Raw genomic sequence first — 17301 nt, 5'->3', positions numbered from 1 at the left:
AAGCCGTTCAAATATGCAAAACGCCCGGGCAACGTTGCGGCCTTGCCCGAGCGTTTCTGTCAAAAGCGTGGATTGGCGCTTAAGCGGCGAGCTTTTTGCCCGCCTCCGTCGCCTCCAGCTGCGCTTCCACGAAACGCCAATTGACGAGCTTCTCAAGGAACGTTTCCAGGAAGCTGTCGCGCTGGTTCTGGTAATCGAGATAATAGGCATGCTCCCAAACGTCGCAGACGAGGAGCGGTGTCTGGCCTTTCAGATGGGGCGTTTCGGCATTGGGCGTGGAGACGATCTTCAGCGTGTCGCCATCGGCCACAAGCCAGACCCAGCCGCTGCCGAAGCGTCCAGCCCCCGCCTTGACGAATTCCTCGCGGAACTTGTCGGCGCTGCCGAACACCTTTTCGATCGCCGCGCCGATTTTACCGGTGGGCGCGCCGCCTGCTTCCGGGGCCATGCAATTCCAGAAGAACTCGTGGTTCCAGGACTGCGCGGCATTGTTGAAAACACCCGTATCGCCCTTCTTGTCGGCGGCCAGCAGGATGTCCACGAGATCCTTGCCCGCGTAATCGGTGCCTTCGATCGCGGCATTAAGCTTTTTCACGTAGCCGGCATGGTGCTTGCCATGGTGGAACTCGAGCGTCTTGGCAGACATGGCCGGCTCAAGCGCGTCCTTGGCATAAGGCAGATCGGGGAGCTCGAAAGTCATATGGTCCTCCTTCAGATACGCATTGGAGAGTGAGAAATGGTCTCCGGCAGATATAGGGGCCGGAGGGAGAAAACGAAACCGCTGCGCCGATAAAACCCTGCTATGAGAGGCAATGTGCTGTAGCCGGCAGGCAAGTTCTTCGTCCAACTGGCGCAATGAAGGCCGGATGGACGCCGGCGATGGCAGCGCGGTATCACTATCCGGTTTTCACGCTGCCATTACCCGTGCAGCCATTGCCCGTATTGTCGTTGCTGCACATATCGCCCGGGCACCGGCCGCGCGCGCGGCGGATCACCTCGAGCAATCGTTCAGGAACCGCCTCGTGTTCGACAGAAGCGGAGGTTTGCGTCAGCACCCGGTGCTGAGCCCGCATCAGCGAGAATTCCGCCGCGAGCGCTTCATCACGCATCAGCGTGGCTTCGATTACCTGGCGCGCCTGCGGCGTGTCCAGCAATCCGTCCAGATAGTCCCATAGGTCCTGATAGCTGATCGTATGCTTCTCCGTCATGTGCCACTCGATACGCTTGGGGTACATGTCAGAAAACGTCATGTAGCGCAGCCGGTTCCGTCTTTTATCGGCGAAACGGCATCTGACGGGTTCTTTGGTGTTTAGAGACCGCCGCTCTCACCCATCACGCTGTAATCGGTGCTGCGCGCGCGCTGCTCCGGGTCTTCGAGATTTTGGGCATTCAAACCCCGGGCAATCAGCTCGCGAATGGCAGCAGCACGGGTGGGAATACGTTTATCGAAACGCCATTCGTCAATCAGGTTCAGTTCACGCTCATCCAGCATGACCTGCAATCTTTCGGTTCTGTGCAACTTACGGTTCTCAGCCATGACTTTTCCTATCACGCCCCAGACGTGTGCGGCCAATACGTACTTGACCCATAGGCACGAGACTGCCGCTCACCCCGCCGCAGCCCGTGTCAATTCACCGTCAAGTTGAGTCCCGCCCCCGCGCCGATCATGCGGTAACTGGCTCTCAGCCTAGCTCAAACGCCGCACCGGCACAACTTACTCAAAATACGTCAGTTACACTTCTCAATCATTATCCTCAATAAACATAAGAAACTAAAAATGATCAACATACATCTCTTCATCACGTTACTTAACATGACAAAGTAATTCATGCGTTTTTACTTGAAGGAGATTTGAGAGGCGATAGCCTCAAAAGCGTCGGAACGAGATGACACGACACACGAGAGAAGGACTTACCCCCCATGAAGAACTTCGAACTCGACGCTCTGGAAACCGAAATCCCCCATCTGCGCCGCTATGCGCGCTCGCTGACGCGGGAAGTAACGAGAGCCGACGATCTCGTTCAAGATTGCTTGGAACGGGCCATTGCCAAAAAGCAGCAATTCACGGCCGGCACCAATCTGCGTTCCTGGCTTTTCACGATTCTGCACAATGTGCATATCGACAATTGCCGCAAGCAGAAGCGCCGCGGCGAAACGGTTCCGGTGGAAGACTGGCAGTCGGGCCTGTCCGTCGAACCGCATCAGCATTGGGCCATCGAGCTGCGCGATTTTCAGCGCTGCTTCAATCAGCTTAAATCGGATGAACGCAACATCCTCAAACTGATTGCCATCGACGGGCTTCAATATGATGAAGTCGCCAGCGAGCTCGGCATTGCCACCGGCACGGTGAAGAGCCGGCTCTTCCGCGCGCGGCGTAAATTGCGCGAGCTTGAAAGCGCCGCCGTGCAGCGCACCCGGCTGGTTCCGCAAACGGGTATGGCTCACGGCAGCTACGCCTCCTAAAAATCTCTCCCGCGCCTGCCTGCCGCCCGATTGCCCCTTATCGGCCATGCAGGCGGGCGCGGAAGATTTTCGCCGGCGCGTTCTCTTGACCGCCTCTTCCACCCAGCGGCATATTCTTTTTATGAAACTTCCCAGTCAGCCCCCTTTTGCGCGCACAAAAAGCGGCGCGCTGCGCCGTGTCGGTGTGGAAATCGAGTTCGGCGCGCTGCCTCTGCAAGAGGCCGCGCATATCGTTCAGCGCCTATTCGGCGGAAAAATATGCGAAGCCGAACGCTTTTACTGGCAGGTGGAAGAGACAAAATACGGCACGTTTTCCCTGGAGCTCGACAGCCAATACGCGCATGGAGAGGGAAAACTGCTTGCCGATGAAGAGGCGCAGGAAGGGCTCGAACCGCTGCTCGGCAAACTTCAGAAGAACGCTCGTGAGGTGATCGGCGAAGTCAGCAAAGCCGTCGTACCGAATGAAATCACTTGCCCGCCCATTCCCTTCACCGCGCTCGGTGAAATCGACGAGTTGACGGGCGCGCTCGCCGCTGCCGGCGCGCAAGGCACGAAAGGCTCGCCCTTTTATGCGTTCGGCCTGCAACTCAACCCCGAAGTCGCCGAAGAAAGCGCCTCTTATATCCTGGCGCATTTGCGCGCCTTCTGCCTCTTGCGCGACTGGCTGCGGGCAGAGATCGACGTAGACCGGCTGCGCCAGTTCCTGCCTTTCGCGGACCCTTTCGAGCCTGAATACGTCAGGCATATTCTGGATCCTCATTACGCGCCGGAGTTGGACAGGCTGATCGACGATTATCTGGAAGCCAACCCGACACGGAACCGCGAGCTCGACCTTCTGCCGCTTTTCACGCATCTGGACGAAGCCCGGGTGAAACGCAAAGTCGGCGACGCGCTGATCAAAGCCCGGCCGACTTTTCATTATCGTTTGCCCGATTCCCGGCTTGGCCAGCACCCTGCGCCGGTAACACGCGAATGGCAGCGCTGGCTCGCCGTGGAACATCTTGCAGCCGACGGGGAAAGCCTTACCCGGCTTGCCGCGGCATATCTCGCCGAAAGCCCGTCTCCTGAACGCTGGGCGGAGGCCGGCACCGCCTGGATCAAGGAATTGGCAGCCACATGAGCCGGCCCCTGATCGGCATAACCGGCGCCCATGAGCGCGGCTGGCTGATGTGGCAGCTCAACCGCCTTGCCGTCTGGCGGGCAGGCGGAAAACCATTGCGCGTCACACCCCAAACCTCGCGGGCCGAGATCGCCAAATGCACCGGTCTGGTCATCGGCGGGGGCGACGATATCAGCGCCGAACTTTACAAAGGCGAAGCGACCCTTGCCGTCAAGACAGATCCGGCGCGCGACATGCTTGAGAAAGCCGTGCTGGCGGAGGCCGAAGAGCGAAAGCTGCCCGTACTCGGCATTTGCCGCGGCGCGCAGATGATCAACGTGCTGCGCGGCGGCAATCTGCATCAGGATATTTACGCGGTTTACGCGGGCCTGAAAAAACAGAAAACCATTCTGCCGCGCAAAACCGTTTCGCTGGTTCCCGGCACGCGCCTGCAGCACTTGCTCAAGGGCGAGGAGCGCCGCCGCGTCAACGCGCTCCATCATCAAGCGATCGACCGGCTGGGAGAAAGATTGCAGGTCGCCGCGCGGGACGAACACGGCATGGTGCAGGCCATCGAAGCGACGACGAAACGCTTTCTCATCGGCGTGCAATGGCACCCGGAGTTTCTGGTGTTCGACCGCTATCAGAACGAACTTTTCCGCGCCCTGGTGAAGGCCGCCCGCCGCTTCCGGGCGCCAGCCCCAGGCGCCGCCCCAGGTGCCGCCCAAGGCCCGGTCCTTTAATCGCGCTGCACTTCTTTCATCCGCAGCGCGCTCAGCGCGCCTGCCGCGCCCATCAACGCGAAAATAAGCACCACCGCAGCGGGCCCTGCAATAGCGGCAAGCAGGCCGAACACACCGCCAGCAGCCAGCAACAACCCGATAATGGTATTTGAGAGTGCGGTATAGGCCGCGCGTGTTTCCTCATTCGCCATGTCGACAATATGCGTGGAGCGCCCGAGCCGCACGCCCTGATGCGCGATCATGAGCACGAAAAGCCAGAACGGCAGCAGAAAGCCGGTATCGCCCAAAACATGACCATAAGTATGCGCCGCATAGGCCAAGCCAAGAGAAAGGGCCGTCAAGAGCCCGGCCAGAAACAGCACCTTGCGGCTTGAACGGTCGGAAAGGCGCCCCCACACATAACTGCTCAAAAAACCCGCCAGCGCCGAGGCACTGATAAAGGCGCCAAGCGCGCCGAAGGTTTCTCCTTCTTCCGGCGCCAGCATCAACAAAAAGGGGGGTGACAGCGCGCTGGCCATCAAGAAAGCGCGGGCCAGAATGAACTGGCGCAGCGGCGCGTCGCTTTTCAAAAGGCCGATCTGCGAAAGGGCGACATCAAACGCGTTGCGCCCGCCCTCGCTTGCGCCGGGTACCTCTTTCAGCCGCAGAAAGGTAATGGCCGCCGTAAGCCACAAAAGACCCGCAAGAAAAAGCGCGCCCAGAACGGCCGTGAAACTGCGCTCCAAAAACCCGCTGGCAAGCGCCACCCCAAAAAGCAGCACCGCGCCTGCCGCCAGACTGTTTGCCGTGCCCGTCACGGTGCCGCGCGCCGATTTCGTAACCGTCTTGCCCAGCACATCCTTATAGGCGACGGAACAGGCCGAGCGCGCCAGGGCGAATACCGCAAGGAGGACGAGAATGGATATCCCCGCCCATGCCCCCTTAAGAAAGAGACCCGAAACGCCCATACCGAGCACCGCCGCCCCTTGAACGGCAGAGCCCGCCGCCCAGACGAATTTGCGCCGGCGGAGCGAGCGGATATAGGCGGCAATGAAAAGCTGCGGCAGAAGCGCGCCCGCTTCCCTGATGGGCACGAGGAACCCGGCCATGAAGGCGGGCGCGCCCAGCGCCTGCAACAGCCAAGCCAAAATGATCTTGGGGTCGGAGAGCCCGTCGCCGATTTTCGTCAAAGCCAGAGAGAAAAGATGCGCGGAAAAGTTTCCCGGCTGCTCGTCGCACGCAGCTTCCGGAATGTCCCGGCACACACGGCCTTCATCGTCTCCGGTAAGCACGCCATAAAGATCTTCTTGGAGTCTCGCCATCTCACCCTCTTCTCATTTTGCAATGAATATACCGCGCCGAGCCTGAAAATGAAGATGGCAAGGGCTTGTCTTTTTTCCGCCTTGATTTTCCAACTTCCGCCCAATTCCTCCGGGGGCGGAAATATTCGTAGAGAGCGGAAACTCTTTACTCATCGATGCCGTTGATGGAGCAAGGTTGCTTCGGATATCCGGGGCGCCGGTACGAGACGAGAGAGATGAACGAAAGGAACAGACGATGAAACGTTTTCTGATCACGAGTGTCTCGGCGTTCGCCCTTATGGTTCCGGCCATGGCCGTGGCGGACATGGACTCTGGCAAAGGGGCCGAAGCCCCGCAGGCCCAGCCGAGCGAGAACTACACGCTTGACGAACTGGGTAGTGACATTGGCGAGGGCGTGGAAGCCACCGGTAATGCCATCGAGGCAGGCGCGGAAGAAACCGCCGAAGCCGTGGATAACGCCCTGACGGGTGAAACCGAATTGCGCACTGTTGCCGAGCTTCAGGCCGAAGGCGGACTGAGCAGCAGCAATGCCATCGGCAAAAGCGTCATTGGCAGCGCCGGTGAAGAAATCGCCACGGTGCATGACATTGTGGTTCTCGCCGAAGGTAAAGCGCAGGCCATCCTGAGCGACGGCGGCATTCTGGGTGTCGCCCCGCGTCTGACGGCGGTGTCCTATTCCTCGCTGACGCCGTCCTTCGAGGACCGCAGCCTCGATCACTTCACCCTGGCGGCCACGGCGCAGGAGCTGAAGGAAAAGCAGGCCTTCGTTTATGCGCAGGACAACGCTGAGGCGGCGAATGCCGAACTGATGGCCGCTTCCAGCACCAGCATTCTGGAGCTGACCGGCCAGGAAGTGTCCAACAATGCAGGTGAGGAAATTGCCGAGGTCAAGGACATCTATATCGATGATACCGGTGCCCCGCGCCATGTGCTGCTCGGCACGGGCGGTTTCCTCGACATGGGCGAGAAAATCGTCGCCGTCGATTATGACGACATGACCGTGGAACAGGGCGCTGGCGGGCCGACCGTCAATTTGACCCGCGCCCAGCTTGAAGCGGCGGCGAGCCTGGAACTGGATGCCCAGCGCTAAAACTTGGCGAAAGACCAAAAGAAAAGGCCGCCCTCGGGCGGCCTTTTTATGTCCGGTTGTTTCAGGCTTTCGGCGGGGTCCGAGGGGATAGGGCGTGCCTGAAACTGCCGGAGCGATAGACGGCTGGCGGACAAGCCCGCCGTAAAACCGGCTGTTTCAGAAAAACGCATAATACAAAAAGAAGTTCCCGAAATTTACGCGCCCACCGGCGCCGTTCCTTCCAATTGCCTCAAGCCCCGGATCTGGCCGAGTGCCCAGCCCAGAACGACGAGCGCCACCGCGATAATGGCCGCCTCGCCCAAGAGATTGATATGGCTGGCCAGGAAGGGCAGCAGAACCGCCGAGCCCGCAACCCAGGAAATATCGAGCGCAACAACGGCCCAGCCGTGAGAGGGCTGAAGGGGCTGACGCGTTGCCACCCATTCCACCCCAAGGGCAAAGACCAACAGCCCGCCGCCAAGCACCTGCAGCAGCGGGCCGGCCTCCGGCGCGCCGATAAGACCTGCCGTCCAGCTCCCAGCGCCGAGCAGCAGCACGGCAAAAAGGAAAGAGGACCCGGCATTGCAAAGAAGAACGCGGCGCAGCAGCCGGCTGCGCATATCGAAAGGGGCCGTCCCGGCCCAGGCGTCGATCAGTTTCATCAGTCCGCTCCTGTTTTCATCAAGGACGGAGATGAGTTTGGCGCAGGGCAGAAGAAAACCAATTCTCTTGAAGGTAAGTGAAGAGACTTAACCGTCCATCAGCGCGGCAATCACCTGACGCGTTTCTTCATCCGCCGGCATGAAAGCCTCGATGCGCAATTCCTGCAGCGTAATGTCCTGCGGCGTGCCGAGCATGGTGATGACGGAGAAAAGCCGCGCATTGAGATCGCCGATCTTCAAATGCACGGGGATCAAAAGCTCCGCCGGGGCGCTGACATCGAAAAGATGCCAGCGGCGGGGCACATCGTCCCGCTTCAGAAGGTCTTCGAGCAGCTGCATGGTCGGATCGCCGACCTGCGCGTGCATCGCCTCGCGGTGCATACGCTGGATCATGTAATAGGCGACCTCATCCCAATTGGCGATATAGGGCCGCATGCCTTCATCGGAAAAAATCTGGCGCAGCATATTGGGCCGCTCGCCCGGCGCGCCGGAAAGGCCGGGGAAAAACGTTTCGGCAAGTTTGTCATACGCCCGGTTGCTTTTCAGCACGTTCCAATGCGCATCGAGCGCGACGGCGCCGTAAGGATTGTAACTTTCCAGCATGAAATCGATGACGGTGCGGATATGCGCCATTTCCGGCGCATCAATATCCGTTTCCGAGTAAAGCGGCGCATAGCCTGCCGCCAAAAGCAGCGCATTCCTGTCCCGCAGCGGAATTTCCAGCGCCTCGGAAAGCGTGATCACCATCTCCCGGCTCGGCTCGGCGCGCCCCGTCTCGATGAAGCTGAGATGGCGGGCGGAAATATCCGCCTCGCAGGCCAGATCGAGCTGGCTCATCCGCCGCGTGGTGCGCCAGTTTTTAAGGTACTTCCCGATCGCGGAAACGTTCTTTTCTGCCGGTTTCGCTGCCGCTTTGCCCATCTCTCATCCTCCTTGACGAAGTTTACTCAGGCTAAAGGGGCGAAAACAGGAAACAATTACCTCATTGGTAAAGGAGCCACTTCCTTAGAAAATAACCGTTGCGAACAGCGTGTCGCTATAAGCGCCCGCCGGGGCGTTCTGCCCGGCGGGAAGGCGGCCATAGACCGGGAAATCCGTCACCCGGAAAAACAGTACATCGAGCAGATAGGCATTGGCGGCCTGGCCCGTGCCGCCCGTGCCATCGCCCCAGACCTGGCTGCGCGCGGCATCGAGATAAAGATTGTAGGAAAGTGCTTCGCCGCCCGCCTGCATGGCCCGCGCGCCATAGACCCCGCTCAAGCCGGGACTGAGCGCCACGTCATAGGAAACCACGGCCCCCAGCACCAGCGCGCTGCAGCGCACGGAGACAGTACCCACCGCATCCAGCGGGCCGGGCGCCAGCGGATTATACATGCCGAAGGTAAGCGCGCCGCCCGTCACCTCGCAGGTACAGCCAAGCCCCACGCAGCTTGCGCGGCTATCGGCCGGATAAAGGAAAAGCAGGGCGGTCAAAATCACAGCGCTCAGAAAATGCTTCATCGGCCTGCCCGCCTTTGCGCCGCGCAGCGGTGAAAACGGCGGCCCCCGTCCTTCTTCTGCGGCTGCGGCGCGATCCGGCATCTTCCTTCCGGCGTTTGAAAGGAAATCTCTTGCCCGATCCCCGCTTCAAGAAAAACGCGCCCGCCGCGCCCCACCGGGAGAGCCGTTTTACCGTCATCAAGACGTGTGATCTGCCAGCCCTCCGGAAAGGGCGTTCCATCGGCGCGGGCAAGGTAAATCACCACGCCGTTCTGTCCGGTCTTCTCGAAGGCGACGAGATGGCCGGTGCGCGCGCCCGGCACGACGGTTTTTTCAAGTGCATCGAAACTTGCGCGCAGCGGCAAATCGTGCGGATCGATGGAAAGACGGTTTTCTTCATAAGCGCGCAGCGAGGTCAGCACCGCCCGGCCCGCGCTGTCCGTGCGGGCGACAAGCCGCCGGTCCTGATAGATACGCACGTCTTTTCCCGCGTCCACATCGACAATCGCAAAACTGCCGGTAATGGGCGGTGCCAGCGCGGCTTTCCCCTCTGCCAGAACCGCTGCGCCGCGCGCTGAAAGGCGCAGCGCGCTCGTGCCGTCAAATCTTGTAACCAAAAGCGCGGCATCACCAACGGAAGAACGGTATTCGATCCCCGCTTCCTCCCGCTGCGTGGCCCCGCGTGAAAGACGCGCGGAATACCCCGCCTCGCCGATGGAAAGGGCATGTTGCCTGTAACGCAGATCGGACGTCCAGCCTTCCCCGTCGTAATCGGCGCCAAGCGAGGCACTGCCCCCGCCCAAAGGAAAGGAAAGAAAGGCGCCGAAAAAGAAATCCTTTTCCGGTTTGAGAAGACGCAAGGCGGAAAGCCGGTAGGTGGCACCTCCGATGGGCCCCGAAAGCGTAAGCCCCGCGCTTCTGAAATCGGAACGAAATGAGCCGGCAGCACTTCCCCGCTCGTCCCTATCGAGAAACGAGAGCGAAAGACTGTGTCCGCCCTCGCCCTGCACGGCAAACTGGCCCCGCGCCGTGGCGCGCGGCGGCGCATCGTCCTGCCCAAGCCGCCTGAAGCCGGGTGTTGCCGTCTCATACGAAAAGGCGGCGCTGAAGGGGCGCGCGCGCCATTCATAAAACCCCACGCCCCTTATCCCGTTCCCGGCCCTTGAACGGCTGAGCGTGGCGGAAAGGTCGAGCGCGCCGAGACCGGCAAGCGCCGCGGATAGCCCGCCGCCGAAAGACCGGAAGGACGAGGCTGCCTGCGCCCGCCCTTCCAGCGTCAGATTGGCCGTCAGCCCGCGCCGGTAGAGCGCTGCGGCAAAGGGCGTGTCATACGCATTCGAGCGGCGGGCAAACCCCTCGCGCAGAAGGCCCGCTTCAAGCGAGTAGGCGCCAAGACCGGGGCGCAGAAGCTGCGGGCTTGCATAATAAGCTTGCGTGATCTGCCGCTCCCGGCCAAGCGCATCGCGCAGCACGACGGTGACCTCGCCGCTTCCCTGCACGGCCGGGATATCGCCGAGCGAAAAGGGTCCCTCGGGCAGCTCACCCTGGAAGCGGCGCACCCCATTGATGAAAAGATCGACCGCACCCGGCAATTGCGCATCGCCGGCAAAGTCGAGCGTCGGGAACGTGATGAAACCGGGCTGCAGCGAAAACTCCGTGCCCCACTTTATCCCGCCAAAGCGCAGCGGCGCTTCCCCGAATTGCGGCTGCGTCAGCGTATCGCCCAAGGTTAGCCGCGTGAGGTTTTCCGGATCATCACGGGTGGCATGCGTTTCAAGCCGCGTACAGCGCCGCGCCGCGCCATAAGCGCAGGTGAAAACCGTCCGGGCATTGGTAAGGCCGGAAAAGACCACCCCTTCCCCAAGAAGCCCGCCGCTGCCTTCCCCCTCGCGCCAATCGGCGGACACATCGTAATTGAAAAACGCGCCCGCCCCTTCCGTAAGTGCCGCGCGCGCCGTTGAAGGCTGAACGGAAAGCTGCGTCCGCTTTTCACACCCGGCAATACAGATGAGATCGAGCGTGCCTTTTTCGGCATCGAAAGAGGCGCGCATCTGCGTCAATTGACCTACGGCAACGAATGCCTTGCCGCTGCGCTGCAAGGGCGCGCCTTTAAACGCGATACCTTCCCGGCGCAAAAGCTCGAGCGGGAGATAGAGCATGCCGCCCTGAACCAGCACGCCGGCCGCCGCCGCACGGGCCTTGCCATCGATGACGGGCAGAAGAAAATGGAACTGTGGCTTTTCTTCCTGGCCGCTTTCAGGGGCGCTGCCCGTCACGTCTTCAAGCTGCGCATCAAGCGCGCCTCTCAGCGGCACGCGCTGCAGCCCCGAGGCAAGACCGGCACTTGCAAAGAGAAATCCCGCAAGCATTAGCGCGCTACTTATGGACAAGACGGCGCGCATCATCACCGGGCACCAGATCGTAAAAACGGGGAGAGGTATCGCCGGCGGATATGAGCGCCGCCTGAAAGGGCGCTTCCGCACCATCGCCGTTCCACGGCACACATTCACGGGCCGCTGCGCCGGGCAGATAATATTGCTGCATCATGAGCCGCGCGCCGGAGGGCGCTTTAAGCCAGAGCAGTTTTTCGTGAATATTGCCTTCATTGCGCGCATGAAGACAGAGTGCCCCATCGCCGCGCGGGCTAAGCGCGAGCGACAATGCGCTCTTGTCACTTGCCGCTTCGAGGAAAACAGGAAGCAGCATCTGCAAGCGCACGCGCAAGCCCGAGGAAGTATCCAGCGGTGAAATATCGCGCGCCAGCACGCGGAACGCGGTTTCTTCCTCCCCCCAATCGCCTGCCTCCATAATACCCGCGCGCACAAGCCGCCGCTCGCCCGGCGCCAGAGTGAAAAGCGGCGGCGTAATGATCAGCGCCGGCTCTTCCTCGTAAAAATCACGCCCGTCTTGCTGATGCCAGCGGTAGCCCAGCATTTCGATGCTGATAGACGCCGGGCTATTGTTGGCCACATGGAAAACGCCGACCGGATTGTCCCGCGGCAAAACGAGAGAGACAGGGCCGATCTCGAAGGCAAAAGCAGACCCCGCCGAGAACAAGGCGGCAAGCAGGCCGCACAGCCAGGAACAAAGGAACCTGATCATCTTTTCCCCCTCAATAGGTGATGGTCGCGGTGACGGTATCGGTATAAAGACCGGCGGGAACGGATTGCCCGCCGGGTATCTGGCCGTAAACGGTCAGCACTTGCAGCGCGCCGCTGCCCGTGCCGCTCACGGTATCGATCCCCGCAGTCTCCCCCCAGATACTGGTGCGGGCCGCATCGCTGTAAAGCGAATAGGCGAGCTGATTGCCTCCATTCGTCATGAAACGCGTGGCGACACTTGCCCCTGCCCCGAGCCCGGCGCTCAAGCCCACTTCATAGGCCGCGCCGTTCGTGCAGGTAATCTCGAGCGTCGTTGCCGCATTGAGCGGCGTGCCCGAGACGGGATTGTAATTGCCGAAATTGAGGTCGTTCGCGGTGATGGAACAGGCGGCAAGCACACTCGCCGTTACCTGAAACGTGTCACTATCGGTCGCCGCGCGCAGCGGCTGAGGCAGTGAAAGAAGCATGAGGAAAAGCGGAACGGTGCCGGCCCCGCGGAGCAGATGCGCAGCGCGCCCGGGCGAACGGCACGGCAATGGCCAAAAGCAGAAGCAGAACCGGAAGCAGAGGCAAATTGGGCTCATGACGAACGTCCTGTCGCCGCCTCATGGCCCGTGCTTCAAAAGCCCGGGCCCGCCGCCCAAACGCCGTTATTTCCGCAGCCGGGAATGGAATGAACACTCACATTCTTGCTGCGTCTCCGCGCCTGCCATTGCAGCGCGGATAAACGTCATTTCCACCCAGCCGCAAGCCTACCGGTTATCGCCTAAGAAAGCGTAAACCAATAAGAGCATGAAAAATAGTATACAATCTATGAGGGAAAATCCGAACAAGCTTTTCCCCATCCCGGCCGGCCATGACCATGCCGTCTCTTCATGCCGGCATCTTTAAAGGGCGAAGGATGCAGGAAAGGGCTGTTCGTCCCGCGCGCGGATATCGGCAGGGGGCAGCCCCTCGCCAAGATCGACAAACTCGAAACCGGAGAAAGGCTGGGTGAAGAACGGGCCTTCCACCCGCAACAATTCGTCCAGTGCCAGGGTCGTGCCCGCATGCGCCAAAATGAACGGCGTTCCGCTTTGATAATCCATCAGCGGCAGGCAACTCATAATCACTTCCTCCTGACGCTCGCGCTCATAACGCTCGCGCACCAATACGCGGGCCCCGCAAGCATGCGCTACCATGGAACCCGCCCGCCTTACGCCGCGGGCGATGCGCTCGGCGCCGATATAATCGCCGTAGCGCTGGCCGGTAATGTCATGGGGAATACGCCCGCTATGACCGGTGCCGACCAGGCGGAAGACAACATCGTCTTTCGTCACTTCCATCAGCATGAGATGCGGAAGAAGATTGGCGATCTGCCGGTTGGGCCTTACATCCCGGCGATCCGGCAACCCGCCTTCCGGCGGCTGGAGGGCGCGCCAATACGCGCCAAGCTGTTGCATCGGATCATCGACTTTAACCGCTGACACACATGTCTCCTGAGGAAAGGCCAGAGGGAGAAAAACCCCGTCTCTGGCTTCAAATCTAAAATCCAGCTCCCAAAAAAACATTAACGCCGCACAAAGGGCGCAGAGGGGCCGCAGAGAGGCCGCAGAGGAGCAGCTCCTGCGGCATAGAGGCACGCCGGGGATTTTTTTCACCGGAACGGTAGAGCCCCTGCCGGTTTTATCTATAGTTAAACAACGTAAGGACATCGTTCAGGTTTCAGCCCGGAGGGCAGGATATTATGGACCTCGATCCCATCCTTCTCGCCCGTATCCAGTTTGCGTTCACCATTTCCTTTCACATCGTCTTTCCTGCCTTCACGATCGGGCTGGCGAGCTTTCTGGCCGTGGTGGAATGGCGCTGGCTTGCAACGGGCGATGAGCGCTTCCGCAAGCTTTACAAATTCTGGGTGAAAATCTTCGCCGTTGCCTTCGGCATGGGCGTCGTCTCCGGCGTCGTCATGTCCTATCAGTTCGGCACCAACTGGTCGGTCTTCTCGGACCAAGTGGGCAATGTCATCGGCCCGTTGCTCGGCTATGAAGTGCTGACCGCGTTTTTCCTCGAAGCTTCTTTCCTCGGCATCATGCTTTTCGGCTGGGGGCGGGTCAGCCCGCGCATGCATTTCGCCTCGACCTGCATCGTTGCTATCGGCACATTGATTTCCGCCTTTTGGATTCTATCCGCCAATAGCTGGATGCAAACCCCGCAAGGCTTCGAGATCGGCCCGGACGGGCGGCTCTTCCCGACCGACTGGCTGGAGGTCATTTTCAATCCCTCCTTTCCTTACCGCTTCGTCCACATGGTCACGGCAGCTTATCTGACCACTGCCTTCGTGGTGGGCGGCGTCGGTGCCTTTTACCTCTGGCGCAAAAGGCATGAGAGCGAGGCGCGCGTCATGCTCGGAATGGCTGTGATCATGGCCGCGCTCGTGGCGCCCTTACAAGTTTTTATCGGCGATCTGCATGGCCTCAACACGCTCGAGCATCAACCGGCCAAGGTCGCGGATGGAAGGTCATTACGAGACCGGGCGCGGTGTGCCGCTGCTGCTTTTCGGCTGGCCCGATGAAGAAGCCGAAGAGATGCGCTACACGGTCGAAATTCCAGGCCTTGCGAGCCTCATCCTCACCCATGACTGGGAGGGCGAGGTGAAAGGCCTGAAAGACTGGCCGCGCGACGAGCGCCCGCCCGTCGCCTGGGTCTTCTGGTCTTTCCGCATCATGGTGGGGATCGGCTTCTTGATGGTCGGCATCGGCCTTATCAGCGCCCTCTATTATTACCGCGGCAAGCTTTTCGAGACGCGCTGGCTGCAGCTTTGGTGGATGGCGATGATGCCGAGCGGTTTCATCGCGCTGCTCGCCGGATGGTTCGTCACCGAAATCGGCCGCCAGCCTTATGTCGCCTACGGCATCATCAAAACCGCCGAGGGCGTTTCTCCCGCCATTCTGGGGCCGCAAGTCGCCTGGTCGCTGCTGGCTTTCGTCGTCATGTACACGCTCGTCTTCGGCGCGGGCAGTTTCTACATCCTCAAACTGATCGGCAAAGGCATTCCGCCGGGCGAGGAAAGCGGACAAGACGACGCAAGCGATTATTACGGCCATGGGCTGGAAGCTGCGCCCATGCGCGCGGCCGGCAAAAAACCGGAGGCGCCGCATGTTTGATTTTTCTTCCGCGCTCGACCTTCCCCTGATCTGGGGCCTTCTCATTGCGGCGGCGGTCTTTCTATACGTGCTGCTCGACGGGTTCGATCTCGGCCTCGGCATTCTTTTTCCCTTCGCCCCGTCCGACAAGTCCCGCGACCGGATGATGAATTCCATCGCGCCATTCTGGGACGGCAACGAGACCTGGCTCGTGCTGGGCGGCGGCGGGCTTTTTGCCGCCTTCCCGCTTGCCTATGCGGTGCTGATGCCCGCCTTTTACATCCCGATCATCCTGATGCTGCTCGGCCTTATCATGCGCGGGGTCGCTTTTGAGTTCCGCTTCAAGGCGGAGGGCAATTCCCGCCGCCTTTGGGACTACACGTTTCACTTCGGCTCGCTCATCGCCGCGCTGTGCCAGGGCATGGTGCTCGGCGCTTTCGTGCAAGGGGTGGAGGTTTCGGGCCGCAATTTCGCGGGCGGCCCGTTCGACTGGGCAAGCGCCTTCAGCGTCATGACCGGGCTTGCGGTTGTTGCAGGCTATGTGCTGCTCGGCGCGGCCTGGCTCATCATGAAAACGGATGGCGAGACGCAGGACTGGGCCCGCAAGGTCGCTTCTTACGCGCTCGGCCTGGTCGGGATCTTCATGGGGCTCGTCAGCCTTTCCGTGCCCTTTCTCAATCCTGCCATTGCGAGCTTCTGGTTTTCCGCGCCCAATATCTTCTTCCTCGCGCCCGTACCGCTTTTGACCGCCGCGCTCTTCTTCCTCCTCTGGCGTGATCTGCACCGCGCCGATGCCGAATACCGGCCCTTCCTGACCGCCATGGGCATTTTCGCGCTGGGCTATCTCGGCCTTGCCCTCAGCCTTTATCCCTGGATCGTGCCCTTCGAGATCGACATCTGGGGCGCAGCCGCTGCCGGCACCTCGCTTTCCTTGCTGCTTGTCGGGGTGCTGCCGCTTCTGCCCATCATTCTGGGCTATACGGCCTATAGCTATTACGTCTTCCGCGGCAAGGCAGGCCATGAGCCGATTTATTGAGTACGCCCGCCGCTGGCTGGGCGCCCATCCCAAAGCCCGGCAATGGCTCTGGTTTGCCGTGCTTTGGGCGGGCGGGCTTGCCATAGTGACCGCCCTTTCCTACCCCATCAAGTTTCTCATGACCGGGCTTTAACCATGGGGGCGGTTAAGCGCGTTTCCGGGCGCAGTTGACTTGAACGTGAATTCCCGTGATCGCCTCTTCCTGCCATCTTTTGATCAAGCGTCCCAACATACGGGACGAAAAAGCTGGAACGGCAGGAACAGGGGCCGGGTATGGATGTACTCAACGACATTCTCGACACGCTGGATCTGAAGGGCGCGCTATATTTCCGCACCGATTTTTCCGCCCCCTGGGGCGTGACGGTGCCGGAGCTGCAGCAAGCCGCCCGCTTCCATCTCGTGGTGCAGGGCAATTGCCATGTGACCTTCCCCTCCGGCGCCGAAATCGATCTGGGCCCCGGCGATCTCGTGCTCATTCCCAAGGGCCGCTCGCATATTCTTTCCGATAGAAGCAGCGCTAATGCCCCGCCCCTTGAAACGGTGCTGGAGCGCGCCGGTTTTACCGGGCAAGGCGTCCTTGTTTGGGGTGAAGGCAGCGCCCATGCGGCCACGCAAATGGTCTGCGGCCATCTCTCCTTCCGCGGCGGCGCGGACCATCCGCTGCTGCGCGCGCTGCCTGAATATATGCTGGCGAGCGCCGCCACCCGGGCGCGCACACCGCTTCTCGATGAAATGCTGCGCCTTGTCGCCCGCACGGTCTTTTCCGGGGAGATCGGATCGGACGCCGCCGTTACACGCCTATCCGAAATCGTCTTCATCGAGCTTTTGCGCGCCGGCATTGCCGAGGACCCGCAGCTCGGCGCGATGCTCGAAGCCTTGCGCGACAAACAGATCGGCCGCGCCCTCGAACTTATTCACGCCAATCCCGCCCGCCCCTGGACGGTGGAACTTCTGGCGGCGGAAATCGGTATGTCGCGCAGCCGTTTTGCCGACCGTTTTTCCTCGCTGATGGGTGTCGGCCCCATGGCCTATCTGGCCGATTGGCGGCTGCAAAAGGCGCTGGCGCTGCTCGACGATTCGCGCCGCTCCGTGCAGCAGGTCGCAACTCAGACGGGCTATCAGTCACCGGCCGCGTTCACCCGCGCCTTTGCCGGGAAATTCGGCCTTCCGCCGACGGAATATCGCCGCGCTCTCGCCTGAGTTTGCGTTCCGTCCCAAAGACATTG

Annotated in this window: 18 protein-coding genes and 1 pseudogene; 8 read left to right on the top strand and 11 right to left on the bottom strand. The window is 60.8% G+C overall.

Annotation, left to right across the window (positions count from 1 at the left end; all coding sequences use genetic code 11):
- Positions 1-79 precede the first annotated feature (79 nt).
- From M2A_RS04410 to M2A_RS04400, 3 genes are all read right to left on the bottom strand, one after another.
- Complete coding sequence (locus M2A_RS04410; RefSeq protein ID WP_045443458.1) at positions 80-700, bottom strand: superoxide dismutase; 621 nt, start codon at positions 698-700, stop codon at positions 80-82.
- Between the two features lie 196 nt (positions 701-896).
- Positions 897-1250, bottom strand: a complete 354-nt coding sequence (locus M2A_RS04405) for an anti-sigma factor (RefSeq protein WP_121881737.1) — start codon at positions 1248-1250, stop codon at positions 897-899.
- Positions 1251-1309: 59 nt separating this feature from the next.
- Positions 1310-1537, bottom strand: coding sequence for a hypothetical protein (locus M2A_RS04400; protein ID WP_045443450.1), 228 nt, complete (start codon positions 1535-1537; stop codon positions 1310-1312).
- Between the two features lie 383 nt (positions 1538-1920).
- Between M2A_RS04400 and M2A_RS04395 the strand changes: the two genes are divergently transcribed.
- The 3 genes from M2A_RS04395 to M2A_RS04385 all read left to right on the top strand — a co-directional run bounded on the left by M2A_RS04395 (position 1921) and on the right by M2A_RS04385 (position 4305).
- Positions 1921-2463 carry a sigma-70 family RNA polymerase sigma factor gene (locus tag M2A_RS04395; protein WP_045443446.1) on the top strand — a complete coding sequence of 181 codons (543 nt, stop codon included), beginning with the start codon at positions 1921-1923 and terminating at the stop codon, positions 2461-2463.
- A 121-nt stretch (positions 2464-2584) separates the two neighbouring features.
- Positions 2585-3583, top strand: a complete 999-nt coding sequence (locus M2A_RS04390) for an amidoligase family protein (protein WP_045443792.1) — start codon at positions 2585-2587, stop codon at positions 3581-3583.
- Positions 3580-4305, top strand: a complete 726-nt coding sequence (locus tag M2A_RS04385) for a gamma-glutamyl-gamma-aminobutyrate hydrolase family protein (RefSeq protein ID WP_045443443.1) — start codon at positions 3580-3582, stop codon at positions 4303-4305. Before M2A_RS04390 ends, M2A_RS04385 begins: the two co-directional genes overlap by 4 nt.
- Here M2A_RS04385 and M2A_RS04380 read toward each other — a convergent pair.
- On the bottom strand, positions 4302-5606 hold the full coding sequence (locus M2A_RS04380; RefSeq protein ID WP_045443439.1) for an MFS transporter: 1305 nt from the start codon (positions 5604-5606) through the stop codon (positions 4302-4304). The genes M2A_RS04385 and M2A_RS04380 overlap by 4 nt on opposite strands.
- A 235-nt stretch (positions 5607-5841) precedes the next feature.
- Between M2A_RS04380 and M2A_RS17125 the strand changes: the two genes are divergently transcribed.
- Positions 5842-6696 (top strand): PRC-barrel domain-containing protein, encoded by an 855-nt coding sequence (locus M2A_RS17125; protein WP_052379195.1) that lies wholly within the window; start codon positions 5842-5844, stop codon positions 6694-6696.
- A gap of 194 nt (positions 6697-6890) precedes the next feature.
- On the opposite strand, the gene M2A_RS04370 is transcribed toward M2A_RS17125, so the two are convergent.
- The 7 genes from M2A_RS04370 to M2A_RS04340 form a co-directional block, all read right to left on the bottom strand.
- Entirely contained in the window at positions 6891-7337 is a 447-nt protein-coding gene (locus M2A_RS04370; RefSeq protein ID WP_045443436.1) for a hypothetical protein, read from the bottom strand.
- 87 nt (positions 7338-7424) lie between these two features.
- Positions 7425-8258 (bottom strand): helix-turn-helix domain-containing protein, encoded by an 834-nt coding sequence (locus M2A_RS04365; protein WP_045443433.1) that lies wholly within the window; start codon positions 8256-8258, stop codon positions 7425-7427.
- A gap of 84 nt (positions 8259-8342) precedes the next feature.
- Entirely contained in the window at positions 8343-8837 is a 495-nt protein-coding gene (locus M2A_RS04360; protein WP_045443430.1) for a Csu type fimbrial protein, read from the bottom strand.
- Positions 8834-11185: a fimbria/pilus outer membrane usher protein gene (locus M2A_RS04355; RefSeq protein ID WP_045443427.1), complete on the bottom strand. Its 2352-nt coding sequence runs from the start codon at positions 11183-11185 to the stop codon at positions 8834-8836. The genes M2A_RS04360 and M2A_RS04355 overlap by 4 nt, the downstream gene beginning before the upstream one ends.
- Before the next feature lie 7 nt (positions 11186-11192).
- Complete coding sequence (locus tag M2A_RS04350; RefSeq protein ID WP_045443424.1) at positions 11193-11918, bottom strand: fimbrial biogenesis chaperone; 726 nt, start codon at positions 11916-11918, stop codon at positions 11193-11195.
- Between the two features lie 10 nt (positions 11919-11928).
- Complete coding sequence (locus tag M2A_RS04345) at positions 11929-12384, bottom strand: Csu type fimbrial protein (protein ID WP_045443786.1); 456 nt, start codon at positions 12382-12384, stop codon at positions 11929-11931.
- A gap of 420 nt (positions 12385-12804) precedes the next feature.
- On the bottom strand, positions 12805-13386 hold the full coding sequence (locus M2A_RS04340) for a PAS domain-containing protein (RefSeq protein WP_197052836.1): 582 nt from the start codon (positions 13384-13386) through the stop codon (positions 12805-12807).
- 257 nt (positions 13387-13643) lie between these two features.
- Between M2A_RS04340 and M2A_RS04335 the strand changes: the two are divergent.
- The 4 genes and pseudogenes from M2A_RS04335 (at position 13644) to M2A_RS04325 (ending at position 17275) form a co-directional block, all read left to right on the top strand.
- Positions 13644-15060 (top strand): annotated as a pseudogene (locus tag M2A_RS04335) (cytochrome ubiquinol oxidase subunit I).
- Positions 15053-16075, top strand: coding sequence for a cytochrome d ubiquinol oxidase subunit II (cydB, locus tag M2A_RS04330; protein ID WP_045443418.1), 1023 nt, complete (start codon positions 15053-15055; stop codon positions 16073-16075). The pseudogene M2A_RS04335 and the gene cydB overlap by 8 nt, the downstream one beginning before the upstream one ends.
- A complete protein-coding gene (locus tag M2A_RS18140; protein ID WP_197052835.1) occupies positions 16059-16208 on the top strand; it encodes a hypothetical protein in 150 nt (49 codons plus the stop codon). The genes cydB and M2A_RS18140 overlap by 17 nt, the downstream gene beginning before the upstream one ends.
- Before the next feature lie 140 nt (positions 16209-16348).
- Positions 16349-17275 carry an AraC family transcriptional regulator gene (locus M2A_RS04325; protein WP_045443415.1) on the top strand — a complete coding sequence of 309 codons (927 nt, stop codon included), beginning with the start codon at positions 16349-16351 and terminating at the stop codon, positions 17273-17275.
- Positions 17276-17301 lie beyond the last annotated feature (26 nt).

The organism is Tepidicaulis marinus, assembly GCF_000739695.1.
In the GTDB taxonomy this organism is placed as follows: Bacteria; Pseudomonadota; Alphaproteobacteria; order Parvibaculales; family Parvibaculaceae; genus Tepidicaulis; species Tepidicaulis marinus.
The sequence above is the reverse complement of the archived record's forward strand: the minus strand, read 5'-3'. Positions and strand labels throughout refer to the sequence as shown.